Below are 15,997 nucleotides of genomic sequence, written 5' to 3' on the forward strand. Positions count from 1 at the left end.
AAAAATTATTGTGCAGCAGCTTTCTTAATGGCCGCAACGGCCGCTTTCAGAACACCTAATCCATCGATCTTACCGTACAAAACAGAATCAATGACTTCTACGGGTTTATTGGGTAGTAAACGCTGAATATCCGGCAACATATAGGAAATTTGTGGGCCTAATAATACGACATCGGCATCAGGACCTTTTTCACCGGCCAGGGTCTCCGGAAATGCTTCAATAATCACCGGCACTTCATACTTCTCGGCCTGGGCGCGCATTTTCGATACCAGCAGTGATGTCGACATCCCAGCAGAACAGAACAGGTAGATATGTTTCTTTTCCATGAACGCTTCCTCAATTTGTGTGACCCGGTCCTCCCGGCATCATGGATGCCTGAGAGGCGGTAAGAGATGTTTCTTTGAATTAGTATTGTTTATGCATTGAGTATACGGCATCGTTCAGCGCCAGGATAATTCCTCCTTGAACAGAATTGTCTCTCATTGACCTCGCGTTTTGACTGCCTTCACATTTCCCTCAAATAATTCGCGCAATTAAATAAGCATCAGAGTTCACAAAAAAGCCCGACCAATGGTCGGGCTTACGTAGAAATCAGCGTTACGGCTGGGGTATTACTTACTGTTGCGCGGATCGGTATCGTACTCGGCGCAGGTCTGATAACCGGAATTTATCACGTGGCCAGTATCGTCCAGGGCGACAAAGTAGGTTTCAATTTTACCATCGCGTTGACCCAGGATGTATGTCTGGCAGGTACCGCGCGCGTGGATCATGGTAACTTCTGATGAAGGTTTACCGGCAATCTGCGCAACCTGGGCGCGGCTCATGCCTTTTTTAACGTCTTTGACCACCGGTTGAGTGAACTGATCTTTGGTACGGTCATAGGCCGTACAGCCTGCCAGCATGGTCAATACAGCTGCTGCGCCCAGAAATCCTGCAAAATGCTTGTTCATGTTCCGTCCTCTTTTTTTTGGCGTGTTAATAAGCCTGGAATAAATATCGTTATTTTTCAAGCCGAAGGTGGAAATGAAACGAAATTAAGAGCTTTCCAATAATAAATCCCCTCTTGTTGCGGTTGCCTGCTTTTGCTTCACTCAAAATTGTGATCCTTGTCGTTTTACCGGCAAAGAGGTAGGTTAAACCTCTGCTGATTGGCAAACAGATTTACTTCCCGGAGGGCGCAATGACGCTACAACAAGAGATTATTCAGGCGCTGGGCGCAAAACCCCAGATCGATGTCGAAGCCGAGATACGCCGCAGCGTAGATTTTTTGAAGTCCTACCTGCAAAAATACCCCTTTATTAAATCGCTGGTCCTCGGCATCAGCGGCGGCCAGGACTCTACGCTCACCGGTAAATTGTGTCAGTTGGCCATCAACGAACTGCGCGCCGAAACCGGCGACAGCAGCCTGCAGTTTATTGCCGTGCGCCTCCCGTACGGCGTGCAGGCGGATGAACAGGACTGCCAGGACGCTATCGCATTTATTCAGCCGGATCGCGTATTAACGGTCAATATTAAGGGCGCCGTGCTGGCCAGCGAGCAGGCGCTGCGCGAGGCCGGGATCGAACTTAGCGACTTTGTTCGCGGTAATGAAAAAGCCCGCGAACGCATGAAGGCGCAGTACAGCATCGCCGGAATGACCCACGGCGTAGTGGTAGGCACCGACCATGCGGCGGAAGCGATCACCGGGTTCTTCACCAAATACGGCGACGGCGGTACCGATATTAACCCCATCTTTCGCCTCAACAAACGCCAGGGCAAACAGCTGCTGGCCCATTTAGGCTGTCCGGAGCATCTGTATAAAAAGCTGCCGACCGCCGATCTGGAGGACGACCGCCCTTCACTGCCCGACGAAGTGGCGCTGGGCGTGACCTACGAAAATATCGATGACTATCTGGAAGGCAAAACGCTGGACGAGAAAATCGCGAAAACGATTGAGGGCTGGTATCTGAAAACCGAACATAAACGCAGACCGCCGATTACCGTCTTCGACGACTTCTGGAAAAAGTAATCCCCCTCTCCCCTCGCCCCGACGCCTCGGGGCGATTTTTTATCCTTTTCGCCTCTCCCTCCGGCTGCTATACTGGATAAATAAACAGCATCAGGAGCAAAAGTGGCAAGAAGGCAATCCGCCCCGCGTCTCGAATTTGAAGCGGCGGCAATTTATGCGTATCCCGAACATCTGCGTCCGTGGCTTGAGGCGCTGCCTAAACAGCCGGGCGTCTATCTCTTCCACGGCGAAAGCGACACCCTGCCGCTGTATATTGGTAAAAGCGTGAACATCCGCAGCCGGGTGCTGTCGCATCTGCGCACGCCCGACGAAGCGGCCATGCTGCGCCAGGCGCGGCGTATTACCTGGCAGCGGACGGCTGGCGAACTCGGCGCGCTGTTATTAGAAGCGCAGCTGATTAAAGAACAGCAGCCGCTATTCAATAAACGACTGCGGCAAAACAGGCAGCTGTGCTCATTACGCCTTGCTGACGACCGTCCTCAGGTGGTTTACGCCAGCGAGCTGGATTTCTCACAGCAAAGCGATCTCTATGGCCTGTTTGCAAATCGCCGCGCGGCGCTGCAGGCGCTGCAAAAAATCGCCGATGAGCATCGCCTTTGTTACGGATTAATGGGCCTTGAACCGCTCAACCGCGGGCGCGCCTGCTTTCGCTCCGCCCTGGGCCGCTGCGCGGGGGCCTGCTGCGGGAAAGAGAGCGTTGAAACGCACCATCAGCGGCTGCGCGAGAACATGCAAAAGATGCAGCTAGTGTGCTGGCCGTGGGCCGGAGCGATCGCGCTGGAAGAGAGCAGCGATGATATGACGCAATACCACATTATTCAAAACTGGCTGTGGCTCGGCGCGGTAGCGTCCCTGTCACAGGCATCATCGCTCACGCGCCTGTCGGCCAAATTTGACCATGACGGTTATAAAATATTGTGCAAGCCGCTGCTCAGCGGCCGCTATAAGCTCCATCCCCTGTGAAGCGAATGTAAGCCCCGATTCGCTATCGGGGCAATTACCAGCCGCCCCCGCCGCCCCCGCCCGAGCCGCCTCCGGATGAACCACCTCCAGAGGAACCGGATCCGCTATAACCTGAACCTGATGATGAACCGCTCCCTGAACCGCTATCCGGCGTTGACATAGAGGCGGTTCGGCAGGCTTCGCTGAAGTGTTCGACGCTTCCCCAATCGGCGGCGGCAAACGCATGCGACATGGCGCCTGTACTACTCAGGTAGTGGGCAAAGGTATTTGCCCATGTTTTCCCTACGTCCAGCGCCAGGGCAACCGGCAGCAGCGCTTCAAAATGGGAAATCATCTGCTCAGGCGGATAGATAATCTGATAACGATGCTTTTCGGCGGTGCCCAGATAGAGCATCAATCCTTTCGCGATAGCCAGTTCATCAAGCCCGTGCTGCGTATAGCGAGGCGTTTTCCAGGCAACGAAAACGCACAGCGCGAACGCGGCCATAAGCGCGCCAATGTATCCTGACGGAAGCTGGGTGATGGGCAGTATACCAAAGAGAAAAATCCCGCCTCCCAGCGTCGCGAAGGGGCCGAAGAACGCCAATAAAAAGAGCGGTACCGGCCCCCAGGCACGCCACATTTCCCGTGGGCGGCATATAAAGCGCAGCAAACAGGTGAGCATCGCTCCGCCAATCAGCATAAAAACCGCGGCCGGTATCGTCAGCAGCGCGGCCTGCGTATTAACCCAAATGCCGCAAACCACCGGCACCAGCAGCGCGATATAGATGCAGCGCCGCAGCGGCTGCCCCCACTTGCGAAACACCTTAGTCCGCTGCGCCACACAACGTTTCTCCAGCTGTTCACGCGCATTTTGCATGGGGCGTTGATGGGCCTTGCTGAGATCGATATTCTTTTGTTTATCTTTAAAAAGCGTGCTTAACAGCTTCAGGTCATCACTGTTTAATCGCCTGTTTCCCTCAACGGGCAAACGGGTTAACCGCTGTTTTACGCCGGAGTCAGCAAGCCACGGGTTATGAGTGTGATGACTGTCCCCGCTGACCGCCATTCCGCGTTTAGCCACCAGCGCTAATAAATCGCTACTAAAAGCCACATCATCATATTTACGCCGGGTGATAAAACGCAGGTATCCCGGAGACATGCCGGGGGGCAGCGAATAAAGCGCAACGACCGGCGGCATTTTTAGCCCGGCTTTGGTGACGTTTTTTCGCCACCACATCAGGTAATAAGCGGCCATAAGCAGCAAAGGTAGCCAGACCACGCCGGTTTTTAAGGTGGGGATAAGGAGATGTACCAGCGGCAAAGCGGCCTCCGGCGCCGGAGCGTCGGCAAGGATCGACCGAGGCCAGGTATAGACCACGGTCAGCCCCTCCCCCCGCGCCAGAGGCCGCAGGGTGCGGACGCTACCGTCAGGAAGAACTTGCGCATTGTGTTCTTTCGCCCCTGCGACACCGGTATAAACATCAAGCGATCGCAGTCTGGCGTCCTTAGCGTCAGCGTTGAGATTTCCAACGGCGTCCGGGAGTTCAAGATGAAAGCTGGCCTTGCTGATAGGCCACGCCCAGTCGTTGCCCGTCACGTTCCAGTAAAGCTCATCCCACTCGGGGAAGCGGCTGAAATGGTTGCTGATTTGATAGCGAATTTCGTAGTTATAGATCCCGGGTTTCAGGACCCGTTCGCCGCTGCCAATGCGTACCGTCAGTTTTTTTTCTGCTTCGTCAAGGCTAAAAGGCTCAGGCACGCCATCGCGCGACACCAACTCGATCGCGTAATACACGCGAAAGATCTTGCCGTCCTGACGGTTCCAGGTCAGCGGCAGCGTACGGAAAATCCCCCGCCGAATCTGCCTGCCCAGAGAAAGTACTTTGATATTTTCTCGCATCTCCATACTACCGTCCGGGTTAAAGCGCGCCCGAGCATCGAAAGAGAGGATATGTTCATACGCTGGAATAGCGTCAGCGGGAAGCTGGGAGGCATCCTTGATGATGATCATGTCGTCGGCGGCAAAAGCCGCACTGATGTTCAAAAGCAGCAGCAGGACGAGGGTGCGCCCCCCCTGAAAAAGTAAATTCGCCATTTAATCACGCCATCCGTGGTGATTTAGCTTCTTCCGGTGAGTCCAGTTCAAAGAAAGCTTCTGCTTTAAAATTAAATAACCGCGCCAGCAGCAGGCTAGGGAAAGACTCGACCAGAATATTGAAATCGCGCACCGTGCCATTGAAGTAGCGGCGAGCCATCTGCAGCTGCTCTTCTATTTCATTGAGCGATTGTTGTAAGGCAAGGTAGTTTTCGCTGGCTTTAAGTTCCGGGTACGCTTCGCCAAGCGCGAAAACGCGCCCTAGCGTGCCAGAGTACTGGCGCTCGTTGTCGGCGATCTGTCGGGTACTGCCGACCAGTTCGCCACGCTGGCGGGAAATCTCTTCCAGCAGTTCTTTTTCATGCTGCGCGTAGCGTTTCACCAGGCTCAGCAGATTCGGCGCCAGGTCGTGGCGACGCTTAAGCTGTACGGCAATGCCGCTCCAGGCTTCGTCTTTGAAACGTCGCAGGGAGATAAAGCGGTTATAGGTCATTACGACCCAGATGAGGACGACAACGAGGACGGCGAGGCCGATATACATTTCCATATGCAAGATCCATGAGCAGAATAGGCTTTACACCAGGACACTTGAGTCCGTGGCGATCGTTAAGGCATTCATACTGGCACATTCGCCCCTGCCGGGTAAATCAGGTTTCACGATGGATTTTTAGCAGACAAAGAAAAAACCGCCGGCCCTGCCCAAAGCCTGTTGGCGTTATTGGGCAAGACCGGCGGTCTTAAGTCAGCGCGCTGAGTTATTCAGCTGGTGCAGGCATTTTACCTTCCGGCGCTTTACGATCTGTCAGATGCTTCTCAAAATTCGCATTGAACTGTTTTTTCTGTTCCGGCGTCAGGATGTTGTAAATCTTGTTCTGGGTTTCCAGACGCGCCAGCGCCATCTCTTTATGCTGGGCCTCCATCTTATCAATCTGCGCTTCCGCTTTCGCCTTATCGAAGGTATCGCTGGCTACCAGTTCATGCATCGCGCGGCGCTCATCCAGGGATGGACGTTTCATATTGTCGCGCTGGCTCTTCATGATGTCGCGGATTTGCGTTTTCTGCGCCTCGGTCAGGTTCAGACCTTTAAACATCATTTCGTGTGGGCCGCCAGGTCCGCGCTTATGATGCATCATCGGAGCGTTATCGGTTGGGGTAGCCGTAGCGTCAGCCGCGTGGGCCAGGTTAGCCGCGCCCAGAGCCAGAGTAGAGGCAACAAACAGTGCTGTAATCTTCTTCATCGTTCAATCCTTACTTTGCGTTATTCTTACGGCGCGTTGCCGTGTTGACGAGATTAACTTTACGACGTTTATCGTCAATTAATCAGAGCAAGCGTAAAACATTGAAAGTGTAAAAAACAATTTCTCGCCAATTATGGAGAAAATAAGGAAAATGAGGAGGTAAGTGCAATAAAAAATAAATAAGCAACTGTTTTAGTGGGAAATCATGAAGATTATAAATCAGCAGAGATTAAAAACAAAGCATTTAACCAGGAATAATCTGCAATCAAAGAGCAGAGCACGAAAAAATAAGATGGCAGCGGAAAAATAAACGCCGAAATAAACGCCGCCGCCCGGACGGGCGACGGATTCACTGGAAGCGCTGCAGCATCAGCCCGGCGCGCTGGCCGAAAGCGACGCTGGGATTGGGAAACAAAACGTACTCTTGCTCCCCTTCCACCACGTAGCGGGTGTCGCCATCCTCGGCAAGCAACGTTCCGGACGAAAACGGCGTAAAGTTCAGCGTCTGCGCCGACATATGCAGCTGGAACCTGTCGCTGCTGCGGGTGATTTGCTGTACCACCCTGTAGCGCAGCGGCGTGTGCTCATCCTCCAGCGTCAACTCCCCCGCCAGCAGCAGCGACAGCGCGCGTTGGGTGGCCGCAAACAGGCGCAGATCGTTATCGCCAAAAGGTAGCGCCTTGCCGAGCTCCAGCGTGCAGGAGAGCGCGCCGAAACGTTCGCTGCTGAAATGGGTAAAGGTCCCGCCAGGCTGCTGATGAAACACCAGCGCTTCCAGCCCTGCCGCCGCCAGCCAACGCAAAAAACCTTCATCCCATGGTTTTTCTCTCGCCGGAAGAACACCAAAGCGGGTATGCAGCGAACCGCGTATGGCGGTATGTAAATCCAGGTGCCAGCGCTCGCCAGCCGTCGCGGCATAAAACCGCGCCAGGGCATGCTCCAGCTGCCGGGCGCGAACGGTTTCATCGCTGGCGCTAAAGGCCCGCCAGCGCTCGCCAAACATCCGGTTGATATCGCTATGCAGATAACGCTTGTTGGCCCTTAACGCCTGAGGGTTACCGAAGATAACCAGCAGCCGCCAGCGGAGCGGCGTTTCCCCACGAAACAGCTGACGCAGCAGGAGATCGGCGATTTCGACCGGCGCGGTTTCATTGCCGTGAAGCCCGGATGACAAAACCAGCGACCGATCGCAGGGCTCATGGGGAACGAGCTGCAGAATGCCGCAGTCAATCCAGTGCCAGCGGAACTGCGCGGTTTGGCCATGAAAATGGTGGGGCAAACGCCCCGCCAGAGTGAGTGCCAGAAAGTCGTCCACGACGCCTCCTTATTATTGCTGGAACGGATACACTGAGCCCAGGCGCAAGATCTGCGTTAAACGGTCGAGCGCTTCGCGGCCTTCGCGCAGCAGCTGCGGATCCGCGAGATCGGCCTGGGTCAGACGATCGCGGTAGTAGCGGTCCACCCAGTCATTCAGGGTGGCGAACAGCGCATCGTTCATCATTACCGCCGGGTTCACCGCCCGTCGCTCATTTTCATTCAGCACCACCCGCAGACGCAGGCAGGCCGGTCCGCCGCCGTTGGCCATGCTTTCGCGCAGATCGTAAACCTGCAGCTCATCGATCGGGTTATCGCCTTCCACCAGCCGGTTCAGGTAGCGCCAGACGCCCGGATGCTCCTGCGCCTCCAGCGGCAGAATCAGCCGCATCCCGCCCTCCCGTTTGCTCAACAGCTGACTGTTGAACAGATAGGTCGCCACCGCGTCTTCTACCGAAACCTGGCTTGCCGGTACGACGAGCGGCGTAAATCCGGGAACCTGCTGCGCCAGCTGCTGCAGGAGCTGCGGCTGGTCAACAAACGCCTGCTCGTGACAAAACAGCACCTGCTGATTACTTACCGCAATGACATCGTTATGAAACACGCCTTTATCAATCACCGCCGGGTTTTGACGGGCGAAAATCACCTGCCGGGGATTGACCTGATTTAGCCGGGCGACCGCCTGGCTGGCCTCCAGCGTCTGCCGCGCCGGGTAGCGCTGCGGGTTATCCTCGCCTCCCTGCTGGCGACCGTAAATAAACAGCTGCACGCCAGGGGCGCCGTAGTCGCCGCCGAGACGGTTATGGTTTGCCGCCCCTTCGTCGCCGAACAGCGATACCTGGGGCAGCGCGGCGTGGACGGCAAACCGCTGCGCATCGGGGAAAATCGCCTTCAGCAGCGCTTCAGTGGTCGGCGCTTCGCTGGCGCGGTGGAATTTATCGTTCAGGTTGGCGACGGTCAGATGCACCCGGCCGTCCAGCGAATCCGCCGATGGCGAGACTGTAGCGGCGTTGGCCACCCACATTGATGAGGCTGAACTGGCCGCCGAGAGGAGCTCCGGCGCCTGGCGCGCCGCCTTTTCCAGTACCTGCTCATCGCTGCCGTCAAAACCAATCTGGCGCAACAGCGGAATGTTTGGCCGCTCCTGCGGCGGGATCAGCGCCTGCGGATAGCCCGCATCCGCCAGGGCTTTCATTTTCTTCAGCCCCTGCTTTGCCGCCAGCTGCGGGTTCGACACCCGATAGCGGTGTTTTGTCGAGGCTTCGTTGCCGAAGGATAATCCCGCATAGTGGTGGGTCAGGCCCGGCAGCCCGTCAAAGTTCACTTCCCAGGCTTTCATTGGGATGTCTCCTGACGAAAATTCAGCCCCGGGCTGAGGGTAGCCGGTAGCGACAGCTCCGGCGATTCCAGGCTGGCCATCGGCCAGGCGCAATAGTCCGCGGCGTACCAGGCCCCCGGGCGATGGTTGCCGGAAGCGCCGGTACCGCCGAACGGCGCGGTGCTGGCGGCGCCGGTCAACGGTTTATTCCAGTTAACGATACCGGCCCGCGCCTCCAGCAGCAGCTGGTCGAACTTATCGCGTTCGGCGGAGATCAGCCCGCAGGACAGTCCGAAACGGGTCGCGTTAGCGAGGGCAATCGCCTCATCGAAATGGTCATAGCGCCAGACGCAGAGCAGCGGGCCGAAGACCTCTTCGTCAGCCACCTGCGCCACCGCGCTCATCTCGATAATGCCCGGCGTCAGCAGCGAGGTTCCGGCCTGCAGCAGGCGCGGCTCCAGCAGCGTTTTGCCGCCGCTGGCCACGTGGGCCAGCCAGGCCTGATGCACCTTTTGCGCGGCCTGCGCTGAAATTAACCCACCGATGAACGGCTGAGGCTCAGCGTCCCACGCCGCGGGAATCAGCGTTTGTGACACCGTCACAAGACGTTGAAGAAAGGCATCGCCCGCCTCGCCCCGTTTTACCAGCAGCCGGCGCGCGCAGGTACAGCGCTGTCCGGCGGTAATAAAGGCCGACTGAATTGTCAGATGCACGGCGGCATCAATATCCTGAGGATCATCAACGATCAGCGGGTTGTTGCCGCCCATCTCGAGGGCGAGAATTTTTTCCGGCTGCCCGGCAAGCTGACGATGTAGCTGAAAACCGGTGGCAGAGCTGCCGGTAAACAGCAGGCCGTCGATATCCGCCTGGCCGCTCAGCGCCTCGCCGGTTTCCCGCCCGCCCTGGAGCAGGTTAAGCACGCCCGGCGGCAGGCCGGCTTCGGCCCATAGCTTCACTACCGCCTCGCCGCTTTGCGGCGTCAGCTCGCTGGGTTTGAATACCACGGTATTCCCCGCCAGCAGCGCCGGAACGATATGACCGTTAGGCAGGTGCCCGGGAAAATTGTAGGGACCAAATACCGCCAGCACGCCGTGCGGCCGGTGGCGTAGCGTCGCCTCACCGTCCGCCATCGCGGTCTGCGCTTCTCCGGTACGACTATGGTAAGCGTTCACCGAAATGGCGATTTTATTGATCATCGCGGTAATTTCCGTTGCCGCTTCCCAGCGCGGTTTGCCGGTCTCCCGGGCGATAACCGCGGTTAATTCGCTTTTGTTCGCTTCCAGTAAAGAAGCAAACTTTTCCGCGATCGCTTTCCGGGCGGCAAACGGCTGACGCGCCCAGGCGGGAAACGCCGCGCGCGCCGCGCTGACCGCCAGCGCAACCTGATCGGCATCGGCATCGTTGCCCTGCCACAGCAGCGTCTGGCTTACCGGGTTATGTTTACTACGGGCCGGTCCGCGACCGCTTTGCCAGTCGCCGTTAATCCATAAACTCATGATTTTTTCTCCTCGGGGCACAGGCGCACCAGGCGGATTTGGTCGCCGGGGTGGCATTTCAGGGCATCCAGCTCGCGCGCGCTTAGCACCAGGCGGTCGCTCTCCGGGTCGGCGTGAACGAGCATGGCGCGAAACTGCTGGTACTGCTCATTGGCAACCAGGCACGCCGGCCACTCGCCCTGGACGGGCTGGCCTTCGGCGACGGTGACCAGCCGGCTTTTGCGAATAGCCCGCACCCGGTCAATTTCGCACTCCAGCGTCGGGCCGCCGTCAAAAATATCGACGTAGTTGAGATAGCGGAACCCCTCTTTCTCCAGCACCGCGCGGGCCGGGGCGGTTTGCGGATGGACCTCGCCAATGACCGCTCGCGCCTCGTCGCTTAAAAAGTCGATATACAGCGGATGCTTCGGCATCAGGGCGGCGATAAACGCTTTTTGCCCGGTACCGCACAGATAGTCGGCGCGGGAGAACTCCATCGCGAAAAAGCGTTTCCCGAGACTCTCCCAGAACGGCGAGTAGCCGTGTTCGTCAATGACGCCGCGCATTTCCGCCACCACCTTTTCGTTGAAACGTTCGCGAAAGGCGGCCATAAACAGAAAGCGCGACTTCGACAGCAGATAGCCGTTGCCCTCTTTACGCCATTTCGGATCGAGGAACAGCGTGCATAGCTCGCTGCTGCCGGTATGATCGTTACTCAGGAACAGCGTCGGCAGGGCGTTGTAGACGTTAAGCTCTTTCGACGCGTGTACCTGGGTACCAACGCGATAGTTGTACCAGGGGTCGTTAAGCCCCACGGCCACCTCAATGGCGCATATTCCCGCCACCGCGCCGCTGGCGCAGTCTTCAAGCACGAACACATACCCCTGCTCGCTTTTCGGCAGCTCGCCGCGCCAGGTCATCTGCGAACGTTCAATGCGCGCGGCCAGCGTGGCTTCATCGGCCGGCAGCGACGTCAGGCCGCCGCCGGTCTCGCCCGCCAGGGTCAGTAGCCCCGGCAGATCGCCTTTTTCTACCGGACGGATCACCATCATGATGAGACCCCCGCGAGAAAGCGTTTGCAGGCCAGCTCGAAGCGATCCAGCCCGCTGTTGACCTCGTCTTCGCTGATAATCAGCGCCGGAGCGAAGCGCACCACGTTGGCGCCGGCAATCAAAATCATCAGTCCCTCTTCCGCCGCCTGATTGCTGATAGCCTTAGCCTTGCCAGCATATTCATCCTTCAGCACGCAGCCAATGAGCAGCCCCAGGCCGCGGATCTCTTTAAATAGGCCGTACCGGGCGTTGATCGCGTTGAGCCGTTCGCAGAACCACTGATGGCGCTGCTTAACGCCGTTGAGAACCTCGCGGGTGTTGATGGTGGCAAACACTTCCCCCGCCACCGCGCAGGCCAGCGGGTTACCGCCGTAGGTGGTGCCGTGGGTACCGACGGTCATCACGCTGGCGCAGCGCTCGCTTGCCAGCAGCGCGCCGATCGGGAAACCGCCGCCCAGCGCTTTGGCGGTGGAAAGCAGGTCTGGCGTCACGCCGTAGTGCATATAGGCGTACAGCTCGCCGGTACGGCCGACGCCGGTCTGGACTTCGTCGAAAATCAGCAGCGCGTTGTGCGCATCGCACAGTTCGCGCAGGCCGCGCAGGAAGTCCGCATCCGCAGGCACCACGCCGCCTTCACCCTGCATCGGTTCCACGATCACCGCGCAGGTATTGTCGTCGATCAGCGCTTTTGCCGAGTCGAGATCGTTATAGATAGCATGCTGAATCTGCGGCGGCAGCGGCGCAAAATCCTGCGAATAGGCCGGCTGGCCGCCCGCGGAAACGGTAAACAGCGTGCGGCCGTGGAAGGCATTCTTGAACGCCACGATGCCGCTTTTCTCACTGCCGAAACGATCGTGGGCATATTTGCGCGCCAGTTTTAGCGCTGCTTCGTTGGCTTCCGCTCCCGAGTTACAGAAAAAGACCCGGTCAGCGAAAGTGGCGTCAATCAGTTGCTTCGCCAGACGCAGTACCGGTTCGTTGGTGTAGCCGTTGCCGGTATGCCAGAATTTCCCCGCCTGTTCGGTCAGCGCCTTAACCAGCCGCGGGTGCGCATGGCCGAGGGCGTTCACCGCTATGCCCCCCGCAAAGTCGATATACTCTTTTCCCTGCTGATCCCACAGGCGTGAACCCTCGCCGCGTACCGGAATAAAAGCCGCTGGCGCGTATACAGGCATCATCCATTCATCAAAGTTGCTACGCGTAATTGACTGAGACATATCGACCTCTTCCGGTAAATAAAAAGTTTAAATAATGTTAATGAATATGGTTATTACGCTGTAAATGTAGATTGCACGGTTCGTGCCAGCCAGAGGTAAAAATGCATAAATCGAGGTCGATAACGAAATATCAATAAGTTACGAAAGCCCACTATTCACATAAAATGCATAGAAAGTGAATAAAAACGCTAAAAGCGGCTTTGGCAGTCGAATAAAAAGAAAGGTTATGCAGAGGTAAGATATAATTCTGTAATTGTGATCCTTGACGAAATTTATCGGTAATAAGCGCCCTTTTTTGGCGCAGCGCGTTCCATAATGGTGCACAGTTTGTGCAAACAGGCTACCAACCGCTGCAATCGGCAGAATAAACCGCCTTACCGCAGCCAGCCCGGCGAATTTCTGCTACCATCCCTGCACTATTCACCTTGCACAGTGGCAGCGACTATGAAATTTGTCTCTTTTAATATCAACGGCCTGCGTGCCCGCCCGCATCAGCTGGCCGCCATCATCGATAAACACCAGCCCGACGTCATCGGCCTACAGGAAACCAAAGTCCACGACGACATGTTTCCCCTCGAAGAGGTGGCGAAGCTGGGCTATAACGTCTTTTATCACGGGCAGAAAGGCCACTACGGCGTCGCGCTGCTGACCAAAGAGACGCCGATCGCCGTGCGTCGCGGTTTCCCGAACGATGGGGAAGAGGCCCAGCGCCGCATCATTATGGCGGAAATCCCTTCTCCGTTTGGCAACCTGACGGTGATTAACGGCTATTTCCCGCAGGGCGAAAGCCGCGATCATGAAACCAAATTCCCGGCGAAGGCGGCGTTTTACCAGAACCTGCAAAACTACCTCGAGACCGAACTGAATAAAGAGAATCCGGTGCTGATCATGGGCGACATGAATATCAGCCCCACCGACCTTGATATCGGCATCGGCGAAGAGAACCGCAAGCGCTGGCTGCGTACCGGCAAATGCTCATTCCTGCCGGAAGAGCGCGAATGGATGGAGCGCCTGCTGGGCTGGGGCCTGGTGGATACTTACCGCCATGCGAACCCGCAGGATAACGAGCATTTCTCGTGGTTCGATTATCGTTCTAAGGGCTTTGACGATAACCGCGGGCTGCGCATCGACCTGCTGCTGGCAAGCACCCCGCTGGCGCAGCGCTGCGTCGAAACCGGCATCGACTACGAAATTCGTGGAATGGAAAAACCCTCCGACCACGCGCCGGTATGGGCGAGCTTTAAGGCCTAAACCGCCCCGCCATCAGGCTCTCTGGCCCGCAGAGCCTGAGCCATATCAAAAAAGCCGCCGTCAGCGATTGTGAACGGCGGCAAACTATTATACTGTCGCGCGCACTTTTGACCGCCGCGCAATACAGGAGAACCCAATGCAAAAGAAGCCGTCATAAAGCAGAGTATAAGCTGCTTTTTGTTGTCGTCGTATTGAGCATTGTCGCCTGTATTATTCAGCAGTCGGGTTTTGCCGAGCTGGTTACCCATTTTGATCGTCTGCGCGAGGCCATCCGCCAGAGCGGCGCCTTCGGCTATACGCTCTATATTCTGCTGTTTATTGTCGCCACCCTGTTTTTAATACCGGGCTCTATTTTGGTGATTGCCGGCGGCGTCATTTTTGGTCCGCTCGCGGGGACCTTGCTGTCGCTGCTGGCGGCGACGTTCGCCTCTTCCCTGTCGTTTCTGTTCGCCCGCTGGCTGGGCCGCGAGCTGCTGATCAAATACGTCGGGCAGACGGCGATATTTCAGACTATTGAACACGGTATCGCCCGTAGCGGCAGCGATTTTTTAATTCTGACCCGGCTCATCCCGCTGTTTCCCTATAATATCCAGAATTACGCCTATGGCCTGACGGCGATTCCGTTCTGGACGTTTACCTTTATTTCCGCCCTCACCACCTTACCCGGCATATTTATTTACACGCTGCTGGCCAGTGAGCTTATTCGCGACGGGATCACCTCTCTGTTTATGCTCAAGCTGACGCTCGCGGGGCTGGCCTTATTTGCCCTGATTCAGGCGGCGAAAAGATATGCCCGCTATCGGCGGATCGCGACGCCACGGTTACTGTCTAACGATGAAAAATAGCCACGCGCGCTCGCGGATAGCCATTGGCATTACGCTGCTTGCGCTTTTGCTGGCATGGTGGCTGATACCCGGCGTACATGGGTTTATGCAGCGCAGCCTCGCGGCCTTCGCTACGCTCGATCAGCAGGCTGTTGAGCGTTTTATCGATTCCTGGGGCCCGCAGGCGGCGCTGGTCTCCTTCGCGCTGATGATTCTGCAGGCGATTATCGCCCCGCTTCCCGCCTTTCTGATCACCTTTGCCAACGCCTCCCTGTTCGGGGCTTTTTGGGGCGGCGCGCTGTCGTGGGTAAGCGCCATGGCCGGGGCGGCGCTGTGCTTTTTTATCGCCAGAGCGCTTGGCCGAGACGCGGTGGAAAAACTCACCGGCAAAAGCGTATTGCAGAGTATGGATGGCTTTTTTACCCGCTACGGCAAACACACCCTATTAATCTGCCGCCTGCTGCCCTTCGTGCCATTCGATCCGGTGAGCTACGCCGCCGGACTGACGTCAATGCGCTTTCGCCACTTTATGCTGGCCACCGGCCTCGGCCAGCTGCCGGCGACGATAGTCTATTCGTGGACCGGCAGCCTGCTGACCGGCGGCACCTTCTGGCTGGTCACCGGTTTATCGATCCTGTTTGCGCTGGCCATTGTGGTGGCGGTCGCGAAAGCGCTCTATCTTGAACAACAAAAGAGGCGTTCACGATGAGTTTACCCCCTCTGAAGTCCATTCCGCTGATTCTTCGCCCGCAGGCCTGGCTGCATCGCCGCCACTACGGCGAGGTGCTCAGCCCTATCCGCTGGTGGGGGCGTATTCCGCTGGTGTTTTACCTGGTGTCGATGTTCGTCGGCTATCTGGAACGCAAGCGTTCGCCCCTCGATCCGGTGCTGCGCTCGCTGGTCAGCGCCCGCGTCGCGCAGCTGTGCTTATGCGAGTTTTGCATTGATATCACCAATATGAAGCTGGCGGAACGCAGCGGCGGCAGCGATAAGCTACTGGCGGTCGCCGAATGGCGGGACAGCGCGTTATTCAGCGAACGCGAGCGGCTGGCGCTGGAGTATGCCGAAGCGGCCAGCATGACGCCGCCGATGGTCGACGACGCGCTGCGCGACAGGCTGGCAGGTCAGTTTGACGCCCGCGCGCTCACCGAACTCACGGCGCTGATCGGTTTACAAAACCTGTCGGCGCGCTTTAATTCAGCCATGGCGATCCCCGCCCAGGGATTGTGCCGGATCCCAACCGATTCAAAACCATAAGGA

At 57.1% G+C, this 15,997-nt stretch carries 16 protein-coding genes; 6 read left to right on the forward strand and 10 right to left on the reverse strand.

The annotated features are described in order from the left end of the window. Positions 1 to 5: 5 nt before the first annotated feature. Together chbB and osmE are read right to left on the reverse strand one after the other, a co-directional pair. A complete protein-coding gene (chbB, locus tag ACE3MN_RS15395; protein WP_004101340.1) occupies positions 6 to 326 on the reverse strand; it encodes a PTS N,N'-diacetylchitobiose transporter subunit IIB in 321 nt (106 codons plus the stop codon). Positions 327 to 611: 285 nt separating this feature from the next. Further along, on the reverse strand, positions 612 to 950 hold the full coding sequence (osmE, locus tag ACE3MN_RS15400; protein ID WP_004121344.1) for an osmotically-inducible lipoprotein OsmE: 339 nt from the start codon (positions 948 to 950) through the stop codon (positions 612 to 614). A 230-nt stretch (positions 951 to 1,180) separates the two neighbouring features. On the opposite strand from osmE, the gene nadE reads away from it, so the two are divergent. Further along, a complete protein-coding gene (nadE, locus tag ACE3MN_RS15405) occupies positions 1,181 to 2,008 on the forward strand; it encodes an ammonia-dependent NAD(+) synthetase (protein WP_024359442.1) in 828 nt (275 codons plus the stop codon). Positions 2,009 to 2,110: 102 nt separating this feature from the next. After that, positions 2,111 to 2,971 (forward strand): excinuclease Cho, encoded by an 861-nt coding sequence (gene cho / locus ACE3MN_RS15410; protein WP_004138213.1) that lies wholly within the window; start codon positions 2,111 to 2,113, stop codon positions 2,969 to 2,971. 34 nt (positions 2,972 to 3,005) lie between these two features. On the opposite strand, the gene ACE3MN_RS15415 is transcribed toward cho, so the two are convergent. From ACE3MN_RS15415 to ACE3MN_RS15450, 8 genes are all read right to left on the reverse strand, one after another. After that, the gene (locus ACE3MN_RS15415) at positions 3,006 to 5,048 is read right to left on the reverse strand and encodes a DUF2207 domain-containing protein (RefSeq protein WP_102650155.1); all 2,043 of its coding nucleotides are present in this window, start codon (positions 5,046 to 5,048) and stop codon (positions 3,006 to 3,008) included. A 4-nt stretch (positions 5,049 to 5,052) separates the two neighbouring features. Beyond that, positions 5,053 to 5,595, reverse strand: coding sequence for a LemA family protein (locus tag ACE3MN_RS15420; protein ID WP_004138218.1), 543 nt, complete (start codon positions 5,593 to 5,595; stop codon positions 5,053 to 5,055). A gap of 208 nt (positions 5,596 to 5,803) precedes the next feature. Then, entirely contained in the window at positions 5,804 to 6,286 is a 483-nt protein-coding gene (gene spy, locus ACE3MN_RS15425) for an ATP-independent periplasmic protein-refolding chaperone Spy (RefSeq protein WP_004138219.1), read from the reverse strand. Between the two features lie 349 nt (positions 6,287 to 6,635). Further along, a complete protein-coding gene (gene astE / locus ACE3MN_RS15430; RefSeq protein WP_098363392.1) occupies positions 6,636 to 7,601 on the reverse strand; it encodes a succinylglutamate desuccinylase in 966 nt (321 codons plus the stop codon). A gap of 12 nt (positions 7,602 to 7,613) precedes the next feature. Beyond that, a complete protein-coding gene (astB, locus tag ACE3MN_RS15435) occupies positions 7,614 to 8,939 on the reverse strand; it encodes an N-succinylarginine dihydrolase (RefSeq protein WP_098363393.1) in 1,326 nt (441 codons plus the stop codon). Further along, positions 8,936 to 10,414, reverse strand: a complete 1,479-nt coding sequence (gene astD, locus ACE3MN_RS15440; protein WP_049131825.1) for a succinylglutamate-semialdehyde dehydrogenase — start codon at positions 10,412 to 10,414, stop codon at positions 8,936 to 8,938. Before astD ends, astB begins: the two co-directional genes overlap by 4 nt. Next, the gene (gene astA / locus ACE3MN_RS15445; protein ID WP_024359447.1) at positions 10,411 to 11,445 is read right to left on the reverse strand and encodes an arginine N-succinyltransferase; all 1,035 of its coding nucleotides are present in this window, start codon (positions 11,443 to 11,445) and stop codon (positions 10,411 to 10,413) included. The genes astD and astA overlap by 4 nt, the downstream gene beginning before the upstream one ends. Continuing rightward, the gene (locus ACE3MN_RS15450) at positions 11,442 to 12,662 is read right to left on the reverse strand and encodes an aspartate aminotransferase family protein (RefSeq protein ID WP_049086182.1); all 1,221 of its coding nucleotides are present in this window, start codon (positions 12,660 to 12,662) and stop codon (positions 11,442 to 11,444) included. The genes astA and ACE3MN_RS15450 overlap by 4 nt, the downstream gene beginning before the upstream one ends. A gap of 444 nt (positions 12,663 to 13,106) precedes the next feature. Between ACE3MN_RS15450 and xthA the strand changes: the two genes are divergently transcribed. From xthA to ACE3MN_RS15470, 4 genes are all read left to right on the forward strand, one after another. Next, positions 13,107 to 13,913: an exodeoxyribonuclease III gene (gene xthA / locus ACE3MN_RS15455; protein ID WP_024359449.1), complete on the forward strand. Its 807-nt coding sequence runs from the start codon at positions 13,107 to 13,109 to the stop codon at positions 13,911 to 13,913. A gap of 191 nt (positions 13,914 to 14,104) precedes the next feature. Continuing rightward, positions 14,105 to 14,758, forward strand: coding sequence for a TVP38/TMEM64 family protein (locus ACE3MN_RS15460; RefSeq protein ID WP_049089998.1), 654 nt, complete (start codon positions 14,105 to 14,107; stop codon positions 14,756 to 14,758). Further along, the gene (locus tag ACE3MN_RS15465; RefSeq protein ID WP_004138228.1) at positions 14,748 to 15,446 is read left to right on the forward strand and encodes a TVP38/TMEM64 family protein; all 699 of its coding nucleotides are present in this window, start codon (positions 14,748 to 14,750) and stop codon (positions 15,444 to 15,446) included. The genes ACE3MN_RS15460 and ACE3MN_RS15465 overlap by 11 nt, the downstream gene beginning before the upstream one ends. After that, on the forward strand, positions 15,443 to 15,994 hold the full coding sequence (locus ACE3MN_RS15470) for a carboxymuconolactone decarboxylase family protein (protein WP_024359451.1): 552 nt from the start codon (positions 15,443 to 15,445) through the stop codon (positions 15,992 to 15,994). The genes ACE3MN_RS15465 and ACE3MN_RS15470 overlap by 4 nt, the downstream gene beginning before the upstream one ends. Positions 15,995 to 15,997 lie beyond the last annotated feature (3 nt).

The organism is Klebsiella grimontii (genome assembly GCF_042137965.1).
GTDB classification, from domain to species: Bacteria; Pseudomonadota; Gammaproteobacteria; order Enterobacterales; family Enterobacteriaceae; genus Klebsiella; species Klebsiella grimontii.

Coding starts and splice junctions, on each gene's coding strand:
- chbB (WP_004101340.1), bottom strand. CDS start 326: ATGGAAAAGAAACATATCTACCTGTTCTGTTCTGCTGGGATGTCGACA.
- osmE (WP_004121344.1), bottom strand. CDS start 950: ATGAACAAGCATTTTGCAGGATTTCTGGGCGCAGCAGCTGTATTGACC.
- nadE (WP_024359442.1), top strand. CDS start 1,181: ATGACGCTACAACAAGAGATTATTCAGGCGCTGGGCGCAAAACCCCAG.
- ACE3MN_RS15415 (WP_102650155.1), bottom strand. CDS start 5,048: ATGGCGAATTTACTTTTTCAGGGGGGGCGCACCCTCGTCCTGCTGCTG.
- ACE3MN_RS15420 (WP_004138218.1), bottom strand. CDS start 5,595: ATGGAAATGTATATCGGCCTCGCCGTCCTCGTTGTCGTCCTCATCTGG.
- spy (WP_004138219.1), bottom strand. CDS start 6,286: ATGAAGAAGATTACAGCACTGTTTGTTGCCTCTACTCTGGCTCTGGGC.
- astB (WP_098363393.1), bottom strand. CDS start 8,939: ATGAAAGCCTGGGAAGTGAACTTTGACGGGCTGCCGGGCCTGACCCAC.
- astD (WP_049131825.1), bottom strand. CDS start 10,414: ATGAGTTTATGGATTAACGGCGACTGGCAAAGCGGTCGCGGACCGGCC.
- astA (WP_024359447.1), bottom strand. CDS start 11,445: ATGATGGTGATCCGTCCGGTAGAAAAAGGCGATCTGCCGGGGCTACTG.
- ACE3MN_RS15450 (WP_049086182.1), bottom strand. CDS start 12,662: ATGTCTCAGTCAATTACGCGTAGCAACTTTGATGAATGGATGATGCCT.
- xthA (WP_024359449.1), top strand. CDS start 13,107: ATGAAATTTGTCTCTTTTAATATCAACGGCCTGCGTGCCCGCCCGCAT.
- ACE3MN_RS15465 (WP_004138228.1), top strand. CDS start 14,748: ATGAAAAATAGCCACGCGCGCTCGCGGATAGCCATTGGCATTACGCTG.
- ACE3MN_RS15470 (WP_024359451.1), top strand. CDS start 15,443: ATGAGTTTACCCCCTCTGAAGTCCATTCCGCTGATTCTTCGCCCGCAG.